The sequence below is a fragment of the Sediminicola sp. 1XM1-17 genome (genome assembly GCF_037203765.1).
In the GTDB taxonomy this organism is placed as follows: Bacteria; Bacteroidota; Bacteroidia; order Flavobacteriales; family Flavobacteriaceae; genus Sediminicola.
The window spans coordinates 424,317-445,420 of sequence record NZ_JBBCAS010000002.1 but is presented as its reverse complement, the minus strand read 5'-3'; the positions used below and the strand labels follow the sequence as shown (position 1 = coordinate 445,420).

The following is a 21,104-nucleotide window of genomic DNA, read 5'->3' as shown; positions in this document are numbered from 1 at the left end:
TTTATATAATGGTCGACTTCCCAAGACCAATGTTTTCATAATTGAAATTGAGGTCTTCCTCCGAGTCGATAATATTTTGTGATATAAAATCACCTACCTGACTGGTTCCATATATACTGGAAGCATTGATGTCTTTTGTGGAAATGTTTTTTCTCAAGGCCTTGTCAACAGCAACTATGACGGCCTGTGCCTCCTCATTTAAACCAAAATGGTTCAATAACATTGCCGCCGATAGTATGGATGCAATTGGATTGGCAATATTTTTTCCCTGGGCCTGTGTATAGGATCCGTGAAAAGGTTCAAACATGGCATGATCATTCCCTATGGATGCAGAGGGCAATAACCCTTTGGAACCACATATGGCACTGCTTTGATCCGATAATATATCACCAAAAAGATTGTCTGTCAGGATAACATCGAACTGTTTGGGATTTAGCATAATCTGCATGGCAGCATTGTCGGCCAAAAGAAATTCCAGTGTCACCTCAGGATAACTTTCCCCTATTTTTTTGACCACTTTTCTCCATAATCTGGAGGTCTCCAGTACATTGGCCTTGTCAACTACGGTTAGTTTCTGCTTTCTATTTTTTGCAGCTTTAAAAGCCAAATGGGCAATGCGCCCTATTTCTTTCTCAGAATATTGGCAAAGGTCAGAGGCAACCGTGCCGTCGGCGCTTAATTTTTTCTCCCCAAAATAGATCCCCCCGGTCAGTTCACGGTAGATTACAAAATCCGTTCCCAGAATGATCTCCTTTTTCAAGGGAGACTTTTCAAAAAGGGTTGGAAATATTTTGACTGGTCTAATACTCGAAAAAAGGTTCAACTCCATGCGCAATTGCAAAAGCCCTTGCTCAGGCCTCACTTTGGCATCCGGATTCTCATCGTACTTCAGCGTACCAATGGTTCCGAATAAAATGGCATCAGCAGCTTTGCAGATTTCCAAGGTTTCATCTGGAAGGGGACTCCCAGTTTGGTCCATGGCCACCGCTCCAATGGAAGCTTCGGTATAGGTAAAATGATGGTTAAAGGTTTCCTCTACGGCCTGCAGGCATTTCACTGCTTGTGCCAATACTTCAGGGCCGATGCCATCTCCAGGTAAAAGTGCAATATTTAGGTTCATTAAGCTACCTTTTCTATATTAATCGAACTAGATTCGATGATTTCATGGATATCCTCATCCATGATTTCTTTTTTGCGATCTGCATATTTTAGGAAATCCTCATAAATAACGTCCAATTGAACTTTTGTTAGTTCATAACCAATTCTTTTGGAACGATATGCCAGAGCAGCCCTACCACTTCTGGCGGTAAGTACTATGGAGGATTCTGTTACACCAACATCTTCCGGGTTCATAATTTCGTAGGTTTCCCTATTCTTAATTACCCCATCCTGATGGATTCCTGAACTATGGGCAAATGCATTGGAACCAACAATTGCTTTGTTTGGCTGTACTGGCATTCCCATTTTTTGTGAAACCATCAAACTGGTATCATATAGTAATTTACTATTGATATTGGTATCCAAATTCAAATAAGGATGTTGTCTCAATATCATGACTACCTCTTCCAAGGAAGTGTTACCGGCTCTTTCACCCACACCGTTTATGGTACATTCTATTTGTCTAGCCCCGTTGATTACCCCTGCAATCGAATTTGCAGTGGCCAATCCAAGGTCATTGTGACAATGACAGGATAACGTTGCTTTATGAATGCCTGTAACATTGTCCCTAAGATACTTAATTTTTGCACCATATTCTTCAGGAAGGCAATATCCCGTGGTATCGGGAATATTTAACACCGTTGCACCGGCTTTGATAACTTCCTCACAAATTCTGGCCAAAAAGTCATTATCGGTCCTTCCGGCATCCTCTGCATAGAATTCAATATCCTCAACAAAGGTCTTGGCATATTTTACAGCTTCAACGGCCCTTTCAATAATAGCCTCCCTATTGGAATTGAACTTATATTTGATATGGGAGTCAGAGGTTCCGATTCCCGTATGGATTCTTGGTTTTTTTGCATATTTGAGAGCCTCAGCGGCAACTTCAATATCTTTTTTTACTGCCCTGGTCAATCCACAGACAGTAGCATTTTGCACCAATTTTGCAATTTCACTCACAGAATTGAAATCTCCTGGGCTAGAAATGGGAAACCCTGCTTCAATAACGTCTACACCCAATACATCCAATCTTTCTGCGATAACAAGTTTCTGTTTCGTATCCAATTTGCATCCTGGGACTTGTTCTCCATCTCTCAGCGTCGTGTCAAATATTTGTACTTTATCTTTGCTCATTATATTTGTGTATTTTAGGTAAGCTATACGAATATATGGCTACCTTAACCAACTGGATGGAGTCTAGAAAAACATTTACAACGTTAAGTTACTTTTTGTTATATTTAAAACTCTGATTTACAGCTAATTAAATAATAAATATTACGATGACAACTGCACATAAAGATGCTTTGTTTGTATTGATAAAATCACTTTCCAAGTCAGAAAAGAGACAGTTTAAGCTCTATGTAGGGAGACTGGGTGTGAATACGGATGCCAAGTTTTTGGCCTTGTTCAACCTCTTGGACAAGATGAAGGATTATGATGAAAAGGCCATTTTGGAAAGCGGGATTGTTAAAAAAACCCAGTTATCCAATCTCAAGGCCCACCTCTATAAGCAAATACTGGTGAGTTTAAGATTAAATCCAGTCAACCAAAATATACGGGTACAGATTAGGGAACAGCTCGATTTTGCTACTATTTTGTACCAAAAAGGACTCTATAAGCAAAGCTTAAAAATATTAGATAAGGCAAAGAGTACGGCTATTGACAACGAAGAGAAGAATATAGCCTACGAGATTGTTGAGTTGGAAAAGATAATTGAGACCCAATATATAACCAGGAGTATTCCCGATAGGGCGGATGAATTGGCGATGCAGGCCAAAAAACTATCCGAACAGAACGTGATTACCAGTAAGCTTTCCAATCTATCCCTCCAATTATATGGCATGATGCTTAAAGTAGGTTATGTGAGGAGCGATGCGGAAATAAAGGAAGTTAAAAAGTATTTTGATGACCATTTGCCAGATTACCATATTGATGAACTTGGATTCAGAGAAAAACTATGGCTTTATAAAGCCCATTTATGGTACAGTTTTCTTACCCAGGATTTCTTGTCCTGCTATAAATATTCCAGCAAATGGGTAGATCTATTTTATGAAAATAAGGAGATGATCTATTTGAATCCCGTTTTTTTCCTAAAAGGCAACCACTATCTTTTGGAATCCCTGTTCTACGTGAAATATAGCTCTCAGTTCAAGGAAACCCTGGATAGGCTGGAAGCGATGGTCAATAGCGAGGAATTTCCAAAAAATGACAACATTTCATCCTTGGCTTTTTTGTACATCAATTCCAATAAATTGAACCTCCATTTTATGGAAGGAACTTTTGAAAAGGGCCTATATCTGGTAAAAATTATAGAATACGGGATCAACAAACATAAGGAGCGTATAGACGAGCACCATGTCATGGTATTTTATTACAAGATTGCATGTCTTTATTTTAGTATGGGAGATAACAAGACCTGCATTCAATACCTTAAAAAAATCATCAACAACAAAAACCTGAAAATGCGCGAGGACCTGATGTGCTTCGCCCGTGTCCTAAGCCTAGTTGCCCATTATGAGGCCGGGATGGATTATCATTTGGAAGTCCAGCTTAAGAGCACCTATAAGTTTTTGCTGAAAATGAACGACCTACATGCCGTTCAAAAGGAAATGATCAAGTTCTTAAGGAACCTGGGCAATATTTATCCCCATGAGCTCAAGGACGAATTCCAAAAATTATATAATGAATTGAAAAAGTATGAAGACCATCCTTACGAGAAAAGGGCATTTTTATATCTGGATATCCTTTCTTGGCTAGAGAGTCATTTGGAAAATAGACCGGTGGCCGAGATAATCAGGGAAAAGGCTTTGGCACTAACTAGGTAATTATTGTTGAGCGCCAAGAACCCACATCTCGTCCATTTATTGGAAATAAACCTGGCCATGATCTTTGTGAGTACATCAGGTGCCCTGGGTAGGTTCATTGACTTACCAGTGCCGATCACCATAGCCTCCAGAGCCCTTTTGGCATTTTTGTTATTATGGCTTTTCTGCAAATGGAGAGGAATATCTTTACGGATAGATAAAAAGGACTACGTACCTATTTTTATGAGCGGGATATTTATGGGGCTTCATTGGATCACCTATTTTTATGCCCTTAAATTGTCTAACGTAGCCATTGGAATGTTGTCCCTATTTACGTATCCCGTAATTACATCCCTGTTGGAACCCATACTTCTAAAGACCAAATTTTTAAAAATTCACTTATTGTTGGGCCTTATGGTCTTGGGCGGGATCTATTTTTTGGTGCCAAAGTTTGAGTTGGGCAATTCCTATGCACTTGCAGTAGGGGTGGGGGTGCTGTCCGCACTATGCTATGCCTTGAGAAATTTGGTGTTAAAGGCAAGGGTGAAGAACTATAATGGTTCATCCCTTATGTGCTATCAGATGATCATCGTATCCGCTGTTCTATTACCCGTATTTTTCTTTATGGAAACTGAGGGCGTGCTCGGCCAATGGAAGGGATTATTAACGCTCGCTTTGCTGACCACGGCCATTGGACACACGTTATTTTTGAACACTTTTAAATATTTTTCAATTACCACAGCCAGTATTATCAGTAGTGTACAGCCGGTCTATGGAATCATCATAGGAGCTATCTTTTTGGCAGAGATCCCTTCCTTAATGACTATTTTTGGTGGAATATTGATCTTGGGTTCCGTCGTAATTGAAAGTGTGAGAACCTACAGATAACTTACTTATAAGCAAGCATTCCAAATAGGCTCTTCCGGAGGAGGGGCGATTAGTTGAAGCAATTCCTTCTTGACGGGGTGCACAAAAGAGAGGCTTCTGGCGTGCAAGTGGATACTGCCATCTTTATTACTGCGATCAAAACCGTATTTCAGATCTCCCTTGATAGGACTTCCTATAGCATTTAATTGGGAACGTATCTGATGATGTCTACCCGTTTTTAAGTCAATTTCCAATAAAAAGTAGTTGTCCAATTTTTTGAGCAATCGATAGTCCAAAATTGCTTTTTTGCTTTCTGGGACCTCCTTTTTATGGGCGTACGACTTGTTCTGCTTGGTATTTCTCTTCATCCAATGGGTAAGCGTTGCAGTTTGCTGCTCTGGGGCGTTCTTAACTACTGCCCAATACGTTTTCTTGGCATCCTTATCGGCAAAAAGTTTATTGAGTCTGGGAAGCGCTTTGGATGTTTTGGCAAAAACAACAATCCCAGATGTTGGCCTGTCCAAACGATGTGCAACCCCTAAATATACGTTACCTGGTTTATTGTATTTCTTTTTTAGGTATTCTTTTACCACCTCACTCAATGGGGCATCTCCTGTCTTATCGCCTTGGACAATATCTCCTGGTCTTTTATTGATGGCAATAAGATGGTTGTCCTCGTATAGAACTTGAAGGTTCTCGGCGGTAGAAATTGTTTTATCTTCCAAAATCAACTAGTACTGTTCTTCTTCATTGGGAAAGTCCCTGCTCTTAACATCAGTGACATATTGGGAAATGGCATTACCCATTTCTTCATATAGATTCATATATCTTCTAAGGAACCTTGGATTGAATTCTTGTGTGATCCCCAAAAGATCATGGATAACCAATACCTGTCCGTCTACACCGTTTCCTGCCCCTATGCCTATAACTGGAATATGGACACTCTCTGCTACTTTTTTTGCCAATTGCGCCGGGATTTTTTCCAATACAATGGCAAAACAACCCAATTTCTCCAATAACTTGGCATCATCAAGAAGTTTTTTTGCTTCCTCTTCTTCCTTGGCCCTAACGGTATAGGTGCCGAATTTATAGATGGACTGTGGGGTTAGTCCTAAATGTCCCATTACAGGAATTCCCGCATTGAGAATTCTTTTTACCGATTCTTTTATTTCTATGCCACCTTCAACTTTTACCGCATGGGCACCACTTTCTTTCATAATTCTGATCGCGGAACGCAATGCTTCCTTAGGATCACTTTGGTAACTGCCAAATGGGATATCAACCACTACCAAGGCCCGCTTTATGGCACGGATCACGGATGAGGCATGGTAGATCATTTGATCCAATGTAATGGGTAAGGTGGTCTCATGCCCGGCCATGACATTACTGGCAGAATCCCCAACAAGAATAACATCCACATTGGCATCGTCGACAATTTTTGCCATTGAAAAGTCATAGGCAGTCAACATGGAAATTCTTTCCCCGTTCCTTTTCATTTCTATCAAGGATTTTACGGTTACCCTCTTGTATTCTTTTTTGGCTACAGACATGAAATTTTATTTTGGAGGATAAAAGTAAGGAGTTTTGTTCAAAAACTTTTAAGGATTCCTAGTTTCAGCTTTAAAAAAATTAAATTATTTTCGAAATTCGATTCCAAAAATCATAAAATGAGAATTTTAATCTGTTTTTTCCTTTTCCTATATCATTTTAATATCAGTGCCCAAAGCACGGATAAGGAAACCGTTAAACAAACCATCGAGACATTCTTCAAGGGGTTCCACCAACAAGATTCCATAATATTAAGAAGTGTAGTTTCAGATCAGGTGATCATTCAGACGATAGCGAAAAAAGAAGATCGTAGTTTTGTGCGTTCCGATAATTACAGTGATTTTGAAAAGCACATTATAAGTATACCTTTCACGACCAAGTTTGAGGAAAAACTATTGTCCTTCAATATCCAGATAGATGGTGACATGGCCCATGCTTGGACACCCTATGAATTTTGGCTCAATGATAACATCAGTCACTGTGGAGTAAATTCCTTCCAATTGTTAAGAGATTCAAAAGGGTGGAAAATCATCTATATAATTGATACTAGGCGCAAGGAAGGCTGCCAATAAGAATTAACAATCACTTAGATAAACTCCAACGGCCAAGCCGCCTTCAGAGGTTTCCTTGTATTTGGAACTCATGTCCTTGGCTGTCTCCCACATGGTATTAACCACTTTGTCCAAGGGGACCTTGGCATTTTCCGGATTGGAATCCATTGCCAATTCTGCTGCATTGATAGCTTTTATGGCGCCCATGGAATTCCGTTCAATGCACGGTACCTGCACCAAGCCCCCAATAGGGTCGCAGGTAAGTCCCAAATGGTGTTCCATGGCAATTTCAGCTGCCATCAAGGCCTGTTCTGGGGTACCGCCCATCAGTTCGGTAAGGGCTCCGGCCGCCATGGCCGAGGAAACCCCAATTTCTGCTTGGCAACCGCCCATAGCGGCCGAAATTGTAGCTCCTTTTTTAAAGATACTTCCTATTTCCCCTGCTACCATCAAAAACTTTTTTACATGCTCGAAGGTGGCATCATGGTTTTCTATGACCATGTAATACATCAAAACGGCAGGTATTACCCCTGCACTGCCATTGGTAGGAGCAGTTACAACCCGCCCCAAAGAAGCATTGACTTCATTGACGCTGAGGGCAAAACAACTTACCCACTTCAGAATTTGCCTAAACTTTACTTCGGTCTTTCGGATGGCTTCCAACCACTCTTGGGGAGTATTGTAGGGAATGTCCCCTTTTAAACTTTGGCACATGTCATAGGCGCGCCTTCTGACGTTTAGACCACCCGGCAAATGGCCTTCTGTATGACAACCTATATACATGCATTCCAACATAGTATCCCATATACGTTGCAATTCCCGGTCAATTTCATCATCAGAGCGCAGGGATCGCTCATTTTCCAAAACAAGTTCCGAAATAGATTTGTTCTCAGACTTACAAAAGGCCAAGAGTTCCGTGCCCTTGACAATGGGAAAGGGAAATGTCCTAAAGACCTTTAGGTTTTGTTTGGCATTCTCACGTTCTTCTTTGACCACAAAACCTCCACCAATAGAATAGTAGGTTTCCACTATCTTTTCCCCAGAGTCCAGCGTCGCCTCAAACAACATCCCATTGGCATGGAAGGGTAGAAATTCCCTTTCAAATACAATATCCTGTTTGGCATCAAAGGCAAGTTCTTTTTCGCCGTTGAAGTTTATGGTGCCTTTGGACTTAATATCCTCAACAATACCACTTATATCTTCAATGGGAATATATTCGGGATCTGCCCCTGACAATCCCAGCATAATGGCCAAATCTGTTGCGTGTCCCTTTCCCGTTAGAGACAAGGATCCGTAGATGTGTACCTTAATGGCAGAAACCTGGTCAAAGATACCATCTTCCTTCATTTCTTTGATCCACCTTTCAGCAGCCCTCCACGGACCAAGAGTATGGGAACTAGACGGTCCTACCCCAATTTTAAGCATGTCGAAAGTGCTAATACATTCCATTTACGCAATCGATTAAGTTGATAACAAATATATGTTTCTCTTCGCTAAAAAATGAAGGAGAAATTGGTTTATTGCGGTAAATAACTCCCGACAACTTTTAAGTGACATAGAATCAATCAAATGCATACATCAAAGGTTTGTGGCCCTACTCCCTTCTTTGTTGTGGTGGATGTGGTCCAGAGTGTGTCAACGGCAGGCAGGTGTCTTCATTATTGTTAAAGTTGGTCCGTTATTGTCATTAAGGTGCACGGTAGTCTGCCACCTTGTCATATTTTTTTCAATGGCACAATCATTGACTTATAGGTATCGAATTACAAAAGGAATTTTCAACACAATAAAAACATAAACATGAGTAAGATTATTGGAATCGATTTGGGAACCACCAACTCTTGCGTATCCGTAATGGAAGGTAACGAGCCAGTAGTTATCCCAAATGCTGAAGGAAAAAGAACAACTCCATCTGTTATAGCATTTGTAGAAGGCGGAGAAATTAAAGTAGGTGACCCTGCAAAGCGTCAGGCGGTCACAAACCCACATAAAACCATATACTCTATCAAGAGATTTATGGGTAATAAATATTCTGAATCCAGTAAGGAAGCAGGAAGAGTACCTTATAAGGTAGTTAAGGGAGACAACGATACCCCAAGAGTTGATATTGATGGACGTTTGTATTCTCCACAAGAATTATCAGCTATGATACTTCAGAAAATGAAGAAAACTGCTGAGGATTATTTGGGACAATCTGTAACTAGAGCGGTAATTACCGTGCCTGCTTACTTTAACGACGCCCAGAGACAAGCTACCAAAGAAGCTGGTGAAATTGCCGGTCTAACAGTTGAGCGTATTATCAATGAGCCAACAGCCGCATCTTTGGCCTACGGTCTTGATAAAAAAGATACCGAGCAAAAAATTGTTGTTTTTGACTTTGGAGGTGGTACACATGATGTTTCTATCCTAGAATTGGGTGATGGAGTATTTGAAGTATTGTCTACAGATGGTGATACACACTTAGGAGGTGACGATGTTGACCAAAAGATCATCGATTGGTTGGCAGATGAATTCAATAAGGAAGAAGGAATCGATTTGCGCAAGGATGCAATGGCATTGCAACGCTTACGTGAAGCAGCTGAAAAGGCCAAGATAGAATTGTCTTCTTCTGCACAAACAGAGGTTAACCTACCTTACGTTACGGCTACAGCTTCAGGACCAAAGCATTTGGTTCGTACCTTGTCCAGAGCAAAATTCGAGCAATTGATCGAGGATTTGGTAAAAAGGACCATAGCACCTTGTGAGACAGCACTAAAAGCGGCGGGTCTTTCCAAGAGTGATATCGATGAAATCATTTTGGTAGGTGGTTCCACTAGGATTCCTGCTGTTCAGGAAGCCGTTGAGAAGTTCTTTGGAAAAAAACCATCTAAAGGTGTGAACCCCGATGAAGTGGTTGCCGTTGGTGCAGCCATCCAGGGAGGTGTATTGACCGGTGATGTAAAGGACGTTCTTTTATTGGACGTAACTCCTTTGTCATTGGGTATTGAGACTATGGGCGGTGTACTGACCAAGTTAATTGAGGCCAACACAACTATCCCTACTAAAAAGTCACAGGTATTCTCAACAGCGGCAGATAATCAGCCTTCTGTGGAAATCCATGTATTGCAAGGAGAGAGACCAATGGCTGCGGATAACAAGACCATAGGAAGATTCCATTTGGACGGAATTCCACCAGCACAAAGAGGAACACCTCAGATTGAAGTTACCTTTGATATTGATGCCAACGGTATCATCAAGGTGTCTGCAACAGATAAGGCTACCAACAAATCGCAGGATATCCGTATTGAAGCTTCTTCAGGATTGACAGAAGAAGAAATCAAAAAAATGAAAGCTGAGGCAGAAGCCAATGCCGAATCGGATAAAAAAGCGAAAGAAACTGCTGATAAGTTGAACGAAGCGGACGGAATGATCTTCCAAACCGAAAAGCAACTGAAAGAATTTGGCGAAAAATTATCGGACGATAAAAAGAAACCAATTGAAGATGCTTTGGAGGAATTGAAGAAAGCTTATGAGTCGAAAGATTTAGCTATGATCTCTCCAGCTTTGGATAAAATCAACGAAGCGTGGAAATCAGCTTCCGAAGAAATGTACAAAGCGCAAGCCGAAGGACAACAAGCAGGAGCATCTCCAAACGGTGAACCTAGTGCAGATGCTGGAGCCAAGGAAGGTGACAATGTAGAAGATGTTGACTTCGAGGAAGTAAAATAAATGACAAATAGAGGTGTTTGATCGTAAAATCAAGCAAATCTTTAACCATAAAAGGGACGAAGCAATTCGTCCCTTTTTTATTTGACCTTCTTTTCTTTTTGTTTTGGATGAATATCAACTAATTTTGGGCCATGGTAAAAAACTACAAATCAATCTCATTGGGCATATTAGTGGGTATTACAGCCCTGTTTGGTACGCAAACGGTACTCTCCCAAGAGATCAATATTTTCAAATACACCGACTTCGACCTAAAAGGTCCGGTTAAATCATGTTTGATCATTACCGATTATGGCAGGGAGGAATTCGAATTTAATGAAGACGGACTACTAACGCAATCCATAACCCGCTATAACGATGATGACTATGATATAACCATCTATAAATACGCCAATGGAGAATTAAAGGAAAAGCGTTTTGAGAACTATAGGGATGGGGTATTTGATAGAAATACGTCCATTGCTAATATTTATACCATAGATACCACTGGAAATAAAAAAATAACAGAAAAAATTGTTTCCTATAACAAGGAATTTCTGGACAAGTACGAGTATCATTATGATAAGGACGATCACTTGGTAAGGATCAAAAGGACCAATAACGATGGAATTGATGAAACTTCCATAGAATATGCTTCTGGTCCAGGGGAAAAGACCGCGTCTTATTATTTAAATTCCGAATTGTTGAAAACCGTCAAGACCACGGAAACAAAATCGAAAACCAACATCCAAAAGAAAGTAATATTGGTAACGGATTATTTAAACGGTGAGCCCAATACCGCCAAGGAACAGGTATACAATGCTAAAAAGAAGCTTATCTCTGAGACCGACCTTGTTTTTGATGAAAAAACAAAGAAGTTTGTGCCCAAACTAAGCAAAACCTATGTCTATAATCAAATGGGAATGTTGATGGAACTAAGGACCAAAATAGGGCAGGGGATATCCTTGAAAAAATATATTTACCAATATGATAATACAGAGAATGGAAATTGGGTTAAGCAGATAGTGACCCCGGATAATTCTTATGTTACCAGAAAAATCAAATATTATATATCCAATTGATAGCCTGTTACCATAAAAAAAAGGGCCGTTTCCAACACAGCCCTTTTTTATTGGTTAATGTGAGTTTATTGCTTCGCACATATGTTCAGGCTTTCCACCGCCTGTTTTTGCAGCAATAACGCTTGATCCACATAGTATTTCCGTGTAGCCTCCAGTGTTTCACTTCTCAATGCTTTTTCGCTCCGTGCGGCATTCACAATGTTGGTGGTTGAGGGGTTGGAACATCCAAGAGCAGTTGCCAGCTCTTTTAGTTTTGCCTCATATTCCATTAAGGAAATTTCAGCAATCCTTTTCAGTTTCAATTGCTCTTCATATTCCAATTCCCTGGCCCTTTGAATTTCTGCCGCCAATCTTTTTTGTTCCTCAATTTTCCTTTCCAACAGACGTTGCTGCTCCAATATTTTTTGTTGTTGCAACTCCAATTGTTTCTGTTGTTCTTTTAGTCCATTTTCTTCCATCTGTAGTGCCGTACTTGATGCTTCTGTGGCCGCAATATTGTCAATACTGTAATTGATGCTAGGAGCGGAACTGGTGCAGACATCAAAGGCGTTTATCAAGGACTGTAGGTCTTCATAGGCCTTTTGAGCAAAATACCTTCCTTTGTCCCAATCTTCGGGATCTGCTGATTTTTTTAAATCTACCAAACCATTTAGGATAAAATCCGTAGAGTCGTCACAGCCACAATTTTCCGCCAATCCTTTTGTTTTTTCCAATGCTTCAATGGCCCTATCGGCATAGTACATCTGATGGTCAAAATTATTGGAATCCAATGACTTTTTGGTGTGATTCAACGCATAGGTAGCCGAGGAATAAGCTTCTCCGCAGTTCGCATATATTGCCGAATTCAAAAATAGGATGGAAATTAATACTAGGGTTGCTCTGTTCATGATATTGGGGGTTAATTTCAAAGTATTCGCCCGCAAGAAGGAAATAAATTTCCAATGGGAAAAAAATATGATGTCAACGCCTTACAATTTGTGGTGAACTTGAGTATTTTGTCGGATAAAGATGTCGTTTCATCTATAGACCGCTCCAATTTGAGGATGTAATAAGTAGACAAATAGGACAGGCATGGTTCATGTCACCTGTGCCTATCATGATCTATGGAGTGCCTGGAATGAAAATAGAATCTTCACCCACTTAGTCTAAGGATTTCGCCAAAAAAGATTTGGTTCTTGGTAAAAAAAAGTGGGCCAAATGCCCTCTTTTTTTAAGATTAAAAATACCAGTAAAAAGTGTGCCATATTTAAAGAATGACACCATCTATGGTACACCTCAGGTTCTTTTTTTGATCTTCTTTCCTAATTTGAATTTTATAGACTTTTTTTACATGCTCGGAATCCACATAATAGGAAACCAAATAGGCATCCTTGTGTACTATCCATCCCGGGTATTCTTTTGCAATATTGTTTCGGACCCGTGGTGGAAGGTTCAAGTCGGTAAACTTTTCAAAAGAGGATACTATTTTCCCATTTTGATCATAAGTGGCTATGATACGCCCGTTGGTCTGTTGAAAGATGACCTCATACCCCTCATGGTTGCCGTCATAAATGCTGGCTTCCGTTACATCAAATCTTGCTGCGGTATTCTCTAGTTTTTTAACAAGCTCTGGAGTATCGGGATCCTGTACCTTCCTTAAATAGGTTGTATTTAACGGCGTTACGGTAACCCCTATTAATTTTACTTCTTTGAGGTCAATACTGGTAGGTATCTCTTGGGAATAAGCTAGGCTGGTAAGACCTAAAAAGAATAAACCGAATAATACGTTTTTCATGATGATTTTTTTAAGATTAAAAATGAAAATTAATTTGTCAATAGAGCTTGACTAATTCTTGTACTATCCTAAAGTTCGGGGGGCAGTGGATTAAATATAAACAATCACTAGCCTTTTGTTTGTGCTAAAATACTTATAATCGAGGGTATGCTAAAGCTACTTTGGTAGCCTTTATACCAGTTTTAACAGTGTTTTTATTGTTTTTTTGTATGCTTTATACCCGTTTAAATGGTATAAAAAATTTAACATAGCTTACTTGTTATACATCTTATTCAAGAAGCTGTAAAAATTAGATGATCTAAAGTTTCTCGAGACGTATAAGGGCGGGCTTTTTGCCCGCCCTTATTTAAGTTCATTGCGTAGACAAATTAAAAATGATGAAATTGATTCATTTCATCATCTATAAAATATTTCCGTCTACATCACATTTAAGGTTTAACTTTTGGTTTTCTTTCCTTAATTGAATCCTATATAATTTCTTCACATTGTCAGAATTTATATAGTAAGAAACCAAGTAAGCGTCTTTGTGAACAGTCCAGCCTGGATACTCCTTGTAAAGATTATTCCTTACAGGTGCAGGAAGGGTCAAATCCGTAAATTTCTCAAAAGAAGTAAGGATATTACCGTCTTGATCATAGGTAGCTATGATACGTCCATTGGTTTGCTCAAAGATGACCTCATAGGCCTCGTGGTTACCATCATAGATATCGGATTCCGTAATATCGTATCTGGCTGCGGTATTTTCCAATTGCACCACTCTTTCCGGTGTTGTAGGGTCTTGGACCTTGTTCAAATAGTTGGCGTTCATGTTTTTAACTGTAACTCCAGTCAACTTTACTTCCTCTACGTCGGCATCCTTGGCAGGCTTGTCCTGTGCGTAGGCTAGGCTGGTCAGACCCAGAAATAATAAACCGATTAAAACATTTTTCATGATATATTTATTTAAAGGTTAATAAACAAAACTAATTGGCCAATATAGCTTAGCTAAGTATTGTAATAACCTGAAGAGGGGGGATTGGCTTCGAGTAAAAAATAGTTAGCCATTCACTATTACTAATGTACGCCCTAACTACAATTATAAATGCTACCTAGGTAGCTTTGAGGGCCTTAAATGTATTAATTGATAAAAAAACCTAGTAATTTGGTAGATTTCTAATAACTAGACCTTTTTTCCAGCAACTTTTCTTTGAGTAGGTGAATGTTGGTTATGGTAATTTGATTTCTGCTAACCTCCAGAATACCTTCTTCCTTAAAATTTTGAATATGTCTGTTGACTACCGCTCTTGTAGTGCCAATAAGCGCGCCCAGCTCTTTATGTGAAAGTCCACATATCGATTGATATTGCCTGGAAGATTTGTCCATGTTATTGTACAACAGACGGGCAAGTCGGGTAGGGATATCCTCCAATGCAACATTGATGATAAACCTTTCAAGAACGTTCATTTTTTGGACGGTGTATGACAAAAAGGATTTGTGGACCAAGGGATTCTCCTTCATCCATTCCTTCATCAAGGGAACCTGTATGCACAAAACCTCTGAATCTTCCAAGGCTTCATAGTATACCTTATGTGTTCCACAGCCCATCAACGAAAAAATATCAAAGACGTCATTGTCCTGTAATAGAAATAAAGTAAGCAGCCTATCATTGGAGGAATCGAAATGGTAGACCTTAATTTTTCCAGTGATCAGGATATGGAAAGTGTAAAGGGTATGGCTGGTGTCCAGAATACATGTTTTTTTAGGCCAATTTTGAGCAGCGGAAATTTCCAAAAGCTGATTGAGTGAATTGTGCGTAACATGACGAAAGAGTTCACTCTCTGTTAGAGTTTCGTAATAATGTCGGTATTTTTCTAATCCTATATTCAAACTGCCAACTTTTTAAGACTTAAAAAAATTAAGGGAACTTAAATGCATTGCTACAAGCATTCCTGCTTTAATAACTTAATGAAATAATAGGGGAGAATTCTTAGATAATGTTCTGAATTGGTAATTTACAAAAATTAATAACATAAAATGTAAGAAACAGGGTGCCGTTGTGTTAAATGTTTATCAATAAATGATTCATATTCAATTAAATAAGTGATTTGTATGGCTATAAAAATGGGAACGTGATAAATAAGGAGCTATTCCCTAAAGTGCATTGATGATTTCCTTTTTAATTTCATGTCCACCTTCAAAATGTACAAGGGTAGCCCTCCCCTGAAATAAGTGTTCAGTTTTCGCATCCTCTTCATGCCTTCTTTTTTCATTTATATAGGCATCCGTATCCCCTAGGATGCTGGTAACTTTTGACTGTTTCCCAAGGAGATGAGCAAAATCTGCAGGTATCAACTCCTTTGGTAGGCTTCCCGCATATAGAACTAGGTGATGGCATTCCAATTTTCTGGAAGCCACCCACCTTGTTGCCATGGAAACCCCTTGGGAAAACCCCAAAATGATCAATTCACATCGGGCAGGTATCTTTTCGTTTCTATGGACCGTATCGATATATTCAAGAGCATTCTCAATCCCTTCTCCTGTATTGTTTTTTGTCAGCCAACACGCACCAACGCGGGAATAGGAGCTGTTGAGGTAATATTTGGATTGTGCCTGCGGAGCAATAATGTAATTTTCTTTTGATGGCAGCTCATTAAAATATCGGATAAAATATGTACTTAATTGCCCAAGGCCATGAAAGACAAACCATACTCTCTTGGTTTGTTCCGTGAGCTCATTTAACGTACTATAGGTATTGGAAATGGTATAGGTTACCTGCTTTTCATTTGAATTCATGATCCAAAATTACAACTTTACAAATTTGAATGGCATTTGGGATACCATTTAAATACAAGTAGAATTACTATTTGGATAATAGAATCCTTAATTTTACAAAAAACTCAGATATGAACGAATACAAGGAAAAAATACTGCGCATCTGCAATGAGAATTCAAAAAACACTTTAATGGAAACTTTGGATATCGAATATGTAGATGTCGGGGAAAATTTCTTGGTGGGTAAAATGCCCGTAACCCCAAAAGTATATCAACCGGATGGTGTATTGCACGGGGGAGCCATGGTTGCATTGGCTGAAAGTGTGGGTAGTGCCGCTTCGTATATTTTTTTAAACGCACAGGAGTTTTTTGTCAGGGGAATAGAGATATCTGCAAACCACGTAAAAAGTATTAAGGAAGGAGATGTATATGCCAAGGCCGTGATCATGCACAAAGGGCGCACCACGCAAGTATGGGATATTAAGATCACGGATAAGGATGACAATCTTATTTCTCTGTGCAAACTAACTACTTTAGCACTGCCTAAAAAGTAATATGTTCCCACAACTTTTACAGCGAATCGAAAAACAGTTTTCAGAAGGAAAGCCATTGGTTGCCTATAGAAAACCGGGCCAACAAAACGTCAATGCCATTTTTCAATCGGATGGGCTCTTAAATTACTGTAAGGATTTTGAGGAGACCGGTTTTATATTTGCCCCCTTTGATGACAGCGAACCTGTAATTCTTTTAAAACCGGATGAGGTTCATAAAGCGGACTTTGTTGAAAGTGAACAACAAGGTGACCAAAGTTCTAAGTCGGCAGTAATCTATCCACCAATCGATCCCAGTGAAAAAAACTTTCATCTACAGCTGGTAGCCAAAGCCATTGAGGAAATTAAACAGGGCACATTTAAAAAAGTGGTTCTCTCCAGAAGAATTTTGTCGCCCATTCAGGGTACACCTCTTCAATTGTTCCTAAAATTATTGAAAACATATCCTTTGGCATTTTGCTATATGTGGTATCATCCAAAAGTAGGACTTTGGCTGGGGGCTACCCCAGAGGAGTTGGTGCGTATCCGGAATAAGGAGATCAGGACAATGTCCTTGGCGGGTACACAACCCTACACTGGAGATCCCAATCCTCATTGGGGGGAGAAAGAGAAGGAAGAACAAAAAATGGTCACCGACTATATCACCAACGCCATCCAAGGTATGGTATCCCAGTTGAAGATATCCAAAACCGAATCTGTACAGGCTGGCGGTCTAATGCACCTCAGGACAATCATAGAGGGAAGGTTGGAACAATTGGATATAAAAAAGTTGCTGGAGGAAGTACATCCTACACCTGCCGTGGGAGGTTTGCCTAAAAAAGACGCCTATGAATTTATCAAGGCCAATGAAAATTACGATCGGGAATACTATACCGGCTATCTTGGAGAGTTGAATTTTAAGGAAGAAACATCGAGATCCTCCAATAGAAGAAATATAGAGAACAGGGCCTATAGATCCATTCACACCAAAACCGACCTATATGTCAATTTACGATCCATGCAAATCATAGGCCAAAAAGCTAGTATCTATGTTGGGGGTGGCATCACCAAAGATTCTGTTCCTGAGCAGGAGTGGGAGGAAACCGTAAACAAAGCGTCCACGATGTTAAAAGTAATCCAAAATAGATCGTAATCCTATTAAAGGATTGGGTTAAGAACGACTTCCGTCGTATTTTTGTTATTCATGAAATACACAAGCATACCCTCAGCACAGACTGTAGTTTACCATTGCAAAGCAAGAGGTATAAATCATATAGTAATTTCTCCCGGTTCCCGGAACGCCCCATTGACCATTGGTTTTTCAGAAGACCCATTCTTTGAATGCTTCAGTATAGTTGATGAGCGTTGTGCTGCGTTTTTTGCCTTGGGAATGGCCCAACAGTTGCGAAAGCCAGTTGCCTTATTATGTTCTTCCGGAAGCGCATTGCTAAACTATTATCCGGCCATTGCGGAAGCTTTTTATAGTGATATTCCTTTGGTGGTGATCACGGCGGATAGGCCGCCACACAAAATTGATATTGGGGACGGACAGACCATTAGGCAGGAAAATGTTTTCCAAAACCATATAGGATATTCGGCCAACTTAAAATTGGACATTAGAAATAATAGTCCCCAAGGCATGACCGAAGAAGAAAGCAATCAGCAGGAACTTGTTCAAAAATACAATGAAGACCAGTTGTTAATGGCCTTGGATATGGCCTTGGCGGACAACATTCCCGTACATATGAATGTTCCTTTCGAGGAACCGCTATACGGTGTACTGGAGAAGCCTGTAATGACAAAGCACGTTGCGCTGAAGGACATACAGCCAGATCATCAGTTGGAAGATCTGGATCCATTTGTGGAGCTCTGGAATGCTTCCAAGAGGAAAATGATCTTGGTAGGGGTGCATTACCCTGACCATGAGGTGCAAGACCTTTTGGATACTGTCGCCAATGACCCATCAGTTTTGGTATTTACGGAGACCACATCCAATCTTCATCATCCGAATTTCTTTGGCAGCATTGATAGTATTGTTGCGCCTATTGAAAAGTCTTCAAATAAAGAAGCCCTTTTTCAAGAATTGAGGCCAGATATCTTATTGACCTTTGGAGGCTTGATCGTGTCCAAGAAAATAAAGGCCTTTTTGAGGAAATTCAAACCCAAACACCATTGGCACGTAGACCCAAAAAAGGCAAACGACACTTTTTTCTGCCTTTCACATCATTTTAGGGTCGGGCCAAAACAATTTTTTAAGAATTTCAATACAAGTTTGGTCCCTCGGGAAAGTAACTATTTCAATTACTGGAATGGAGTTAAAAAGAGGTATCAATTGAAGCGCCAAGAATATATGAACCAAATTGCGTTTAGTGATATGCTGGCGTTCTATCATATTTTAAATAGTATTCCCCATGGTTACCAATTGCAGTTGGCCAACAGTTCTACCATCCGATATGCCCAGCTTTTTGATCTGGATCCAAGTTTGCATGTTTTTTGCAATAGGGGTACCAGTGGCATTGATGGCAGTACCTCTACGGCAATTGGAGCTTCCGTCATAAAGCAGGAACCCACATTGTTCATAACGGGCGACTTAAGTTTTTTCTATGACAGTAATGCCCTTTGGAACAGTTATATGCGTTCAGATTTTAGGATTATTGTATTGAACAATGAAGGAGGGGGCATATTTAGGATCCTACCAGGACAGGAGGATACAGAAAATTTTGAAACTTTCTTTGAAACGGTACACCAGCTGGATGCCTCCCATTTATGTTCCATGTTCAACATGGATTATAGATGGGCAGCAAACGAAAAGGATTTAGGGTCGGAATTATCCGATTTTTTTGCCAAGTCGGACAAACCCAAACTCTTGGAAATTAAAACTCCACGAGTATTGAACAATAAAATTTTGCTTAGTTATTTTGATTTTATATCTTAGGAAGGAATAATAATTAACTAAACCAACACCGACCATTATGAGTAAAAGAGATGAGCTGATAGAAAAGTATGCTTCTGATTTAAAAACCAAAATTGGGGTAACCCCGGATATGGATTTTTTGACCAAAGTGACCATTGGTTGCGGTCCATCAATTTATAATAGAGATGCATCCACCGTTTCTGGTTCTGACGAAAAAGAATTGGAAACCGTAAAAAATAACTTCTTGATAAAAAAGTTGGGGATGAGCGACAGTCCAAAACTGATGGAAGGTATCAAAAGTGTCATGGAACAATATGGTTCTTCCGAAAGGAATAAGTACAGGGCAGTAGTCTATTATCTATTGGCCAAGCATTTCAAGAAAGAATCAGTTTATAAATAGACCCTAAATGCAAAAAAAAGCTATAAGCCGTTCCTTAAAAAGAGCGGCTTTTTTTTACGGCAGATTTTTTAAACGTATTTTTGGCATCAAGTATATAATATTTTATGATAGAGTTAGGCAATTACAACACTTTGGAAATTTTAAGGGACACCAGTGTTGGGCTTTTTTTAGGAGACGGAGAAGGTACGGAGGTGCTACTGCCCAATAAGTATGTACCTGAAATTTATGAAATAGGGGATGAGATTACCGTATTCTGCTATTTGGACCACGAAGAACGGCCCGTGACTACAAACATTAAGCCCTATATTGTTAGAAATACCTTCAACCTACTTAGAGTTGTTGAGGTCAATAATATTGGCGCCTTTATGGATTGGGGTCTGGAAAAGCATCTTTTGGTACCTTTTAGCGAACAACGAACCAAAATGCAAACAGGACAATCGTATGTGGTATATTGTTATTTGGATGACAAAACCCAACGGTTGGTCGCAAGCAATAAGCTCGATAAATTTATCGATAATGAGGTGCTCACCGTTAGTAACTGGGAAGAGGTGGATATAATCGTGACCAGATTGACAGATCTGGGTTGGGAGGTTATCATCAACAATAAACATAAAGGGCTGGTCTATCTCAATGAAATCTTCAAAAAATTATCGGTGGGAGATAAGATGAAAGGCTATATAAAAGGCATCAGAGAAGACAACAAGATTGATGTTTCCCTGGAGCCCATTGGGTATAAAAGTGTGGAGCCAGCGGCCAATCTTATCTACGAGCACCTGACCAAGGCTGGCGGGTTCTTGCCTTTCCATGATAAATCTGACCCGGAGGACATTAAATATGCCTTTGAGCTGAGCAAAAAGAATTTCAAAAAAGGTATCGGTACGTTATATAGGGAACGTAAAATTGACATTAAGGAGGATGGGATTTATTTGGTTTAGGGATCCTTCTTTTTTCAATCTTTACTTTAAAATAAGTTGTCAATATCCTAATATTAAAAGCTTTAAATTTTTAATTTGATCAAAAACTTCTATTTTTGTGTTGTTAGGT

Annotated in this window: 20 protein-coding genes; 10 read left to right on the top strand and 10 right to left on the bottom strand. The window is 39.7% G+C overall.

Going from position 1 to position 21,104, the window contains the following annotated elements:
• Position 1: 1 nt before the first annotated feature.
• Both leuB and WAA86_RS05000 read right to left on the bottom strand, forming a co-directional pair.
• Positions 2 to 1,120, bottom strand: coding sequence for a 3-isopropylmalate dehydrogenase (gene leuB, locus WAA86_RS05005; RefSeq protein ID WP_337299885.1), 1,119 nt, complete (start codon positions 1,118 to 1,120; stop codon positions 2 to 4).
• Positions 1,120 to 2,292 (bottom strand): 2-isopropylmalate synthase, encoded by a 1,173-nt coding sequence (locus tag WAA86_RS05000; protein ID WP_337299884.1) that lies wholly within the window; start codon positions 2,290 to 2,292, stop codon positions 1,120 to 1,122. The genes leuB and WAA86_RS05000 overlap by 1 nt, the downstream gene beginning before the upstream one ends.
• A 146-nt stretch (positions 2,293 to 2,438) precedes the next feature.
• Here WAA86_RS05000 and WAA86_RS04995 point away from each other — a divergent pair, with 146 nt between their 5' ends.
• On the top strand, positions 2,439 to 3,983 hold the full coding sequence (locus tag WAA86_RS04995; RefSeq protein ID WP_337299883.1) for a hypothetical protein: 1,545 nt from the start codon (positions 2,439 to 2,441) through the stop codon (positions 3,981 to 3,983).
• 3 nt (positions 3,984 to 3,986) lie between these two features.
• Entirely contained in the window at positions 3,987 to 4,850 is an 864-nt protein-coding gene (locus tag WAA86_RS04990; RefSeq protein WP_337299882.1) for a DMT family transporter, read from the top strand.
• 5 nt (positions 4,851 to 4,855) lie between these two features.
• Here WAA86_RS04990 and WAA86_RS04985 read toward each other — a convergent pair whose 3' ends face one another.
• Both WAA86_RS04985 and panB read right to left on the bottom strand, forming a co-directional pair.
• Complete coding sequence (locus tag WAA86_RS04985) at positions 4,856 to 5,554, bottom strand: RluA family pseudouridine synthase (RefSeq protein WP_337299881.1); 699 nt, start codon at positions 5,552 to 5,554, stop codon at positions 4,856 to 4,858.
• A 6-nt stretch (positions 5,555 to 5,560) separates the two neighbouring features.
• Positions 5,561 to 6,379 (bottom strand): 3-methyl-2-oxobutanoate hydroxymethyltransferase, encoded by an 819-nt coding sequence (panB, locus tag WAA86_RS04980; RefSeq protein WP_337299880.1) that lies wholly within the window; start codon positions 6,377 to 6,379, stop codon positions 5,561 to 5,563.
• Between the two features lie 117 nt (positions 6,380 to 6,496).
• Between panB and WAA86_RS04975 the strand changes: the two genes are divergently transcribed.
• Positions 6,497 to 6,949: a nuclear transport factor 2 family protein gene (locus tag WAA86_RS04975; RefSeq protein ID WP_337299879.1), complete on the top strand. Its 453-nt coding sequence runs from the start codon at positions 6,497 to 6,499 to the stop codon at positions 6,947 to 6,949.
• Positions 6,950 to 6,952: 3 nt separating this feature from the next.
• Here the strand turns inward: WAA86_RS04975 and WAA86_RS04970 are convergent, their stop codons facing one another.
• On the bottom strand, positions 6,953 to 8,377 hold the full coding sequence (locus tag WAA86_RS04970; RefSeq protein WP_337299878.1) for an L-serine ammonia-lyase: 1,425 nt from the start codon (positions 8,375 to 8,377) through the stop codon (positions 6,953 to 6,955).
• A gap of 348 nt (positions 8,378 to 8,725) precedes the next feature.
• On the opposite strand from WAA86_RS04970, the gene dnaK reads away from it, so the two are divergent.
• Positions 8,726 to 10,633 carry a molecular chaperone DnaK gene (gene dnaK, locus WAA86_RS04965; RefSeq protein WP_337299877.1) on the top strand — a complete coding sequence of 636 codons (1,908 nt, stop codon included), beginning with the start codon at positions 8,726 to 8,728 and terminating at the stop codon, positions 10,631 to 10,633.
• Positions 10,634 to 10,764: 131 nt separating this feature from the next.
• Positions 10,765 to 11,691, top strand: coding sequence for a hypothetical protein (locus WAA86_RS04960; RefSeq protein WP_337299876.1), 927 nt, complete (start codon positions 10,765 to 10,767; stop codon positions 11,689 to 11,691).
• A gap of 65 nt (positions 11,692 to 11,756) precedes the next feature.
• Here WAA86_RS04960 and WAA86_RS04955 read toward each other — a convergent pair whose 3' ends face one another.
• The 5 genes from WAA86_RS04955 to WAA86_RS04935 all read right to left on the bottom strand — a co-directional run bounded on the left by WAA86_RS04955 (position 11,757) and on the right by WAA86_RS04935 (position 16,237).
• Entirely contained in the window at positions 11,757 to 12,578 is an 822-nt protein-coding gene (locus WAA86_RS04955; RefSeq protein ID WP_337299875.1) for a hypothetical protein, read from the bottom strand.
• A gap of 359 nt (positions 12,579 to 12,937) precedes the next feature.
• A complete protein-coding gene (locus tag WAA86_RS04950; RefSeq protein WP_337299874.1) occupies positions 12,938 to 13,465 on the bottom strand; it encodes a hypothetical protein in 528 nt (175 codons plus the stop codon).
• A gap of 400 nt (positions 13,466 to 13,865) precedes the next feature.
• Positions 13,866 to 14,396 (bottom strand): hypothetical protein, encoded by a 531-nt coding sequence (locus WAA86_RS04945; RefSeq protein ID WP_337299873.1) that lies wholly within the window; start codon positions 14,394 to 14,396, stop codon positions 13,866 to 13,868.
• 221 nt (positions 14,397 to 14,617) lie between these two features.
• Positions 14,618 to 15,331 carry a Crp/Fnr family transcriptional regulator gene (locus WAA86_RS04940; RefSeq protein ID WP_337299872.1) on the bottom strand — a complete coding sequence of 238 codons (714 nt, stop codon included), beginning with the start codon at positions 15,329 to 15,331 and terminating at the stop codon, positions 14,618 to 14,620.
• Between the two features lie 264 nt (positions 15,332 to 15,595).
• On the bottom strand, positions 15,596 to 16,237 hold the full coding sequence (locus WAA86_RS04935; RefSeq protein WP_337299871.1) for an alpha/beta hydrolase: 642 nt from the start codon (positions 16,235 to 16,237) through the stop codon (positions 15,596 to 15,598).
• Between the two features lie 110 nt (positions 16,238 to 16,347).
• Between WAA86_RS04935 and WAA86_RS04930 the strand changes: the two genes are divergently transcribed.
• The 5 genes from WAA86_RS04930 to WAA86_RS04910 all read left to right on the top strand — a co-directional run bounded on the left by WAA86_RS04930 (position 16,348) and on the right by WAA86_RS04910 (position 20,995).
• On the top strand, positions 16,348 to 16,770 hold the full coding sequence (locus tag WAA86_RS04930) for a PaaI family thioesterase (RefSeq protein ID WP_337299870.1): 423 nt from the start codon (positions 16,348 to 16,350) through the stop codon (positions 16,768 to 16,770).
• Position 16,771: 1 nt separating this feature from the next.
• Entirely contained in the window at positions 16,772 to 17,899 is a 1,128-nt protein-coding gene (locus WAA86_RS04925) for a chorismate-binding protein (protein ID WP_337299869.1), read from the top strand.
• Between the two features lie 51 nt (positions 17,900 to 17,950).
• Positions 17,951 to 19,681, top strand: coding sequence for a 2-succinyl-5-enolpyruvyl-6-hydroxy-3-cyclohexene-1-carboxylic-acid synthase (gene menD / locus WAA86_RS04920; protein ID WP_337299868.1), 1,731 nt, complete (start codon positions 17,951 to 17,953; stop codon positions 19,679 to 19,681).
• 37 nt (positions 19,682 to 19,718) lie between these two features.
• The gene (locus WAA86_RS04915) at positions 19,719 to 20,060 is read left to right on the top strand and encodes a DUF2853 family protein (RefSeq protein WP_062054454.1); all 342 of its coding nucleotides are present in this window, start codon (positions 19,719 to 19,721) and stop codon (positions 20,058 to 20,060) included.
• Between the two features lie 104 nt (positions 20,061 to 20,164).
• Complete coding sequence (locus WAA86_RS04910) at positions 20,165 to 20,995, top strand: CvfB family protein (protein WP_337299867.1); 831 nt, start codon at positions 20,165 to 20,167, stop codon at positions 20,993 to 20,995.
• Positions 20,996 to 21,104 lie beyond the last annotated feature (109 nt).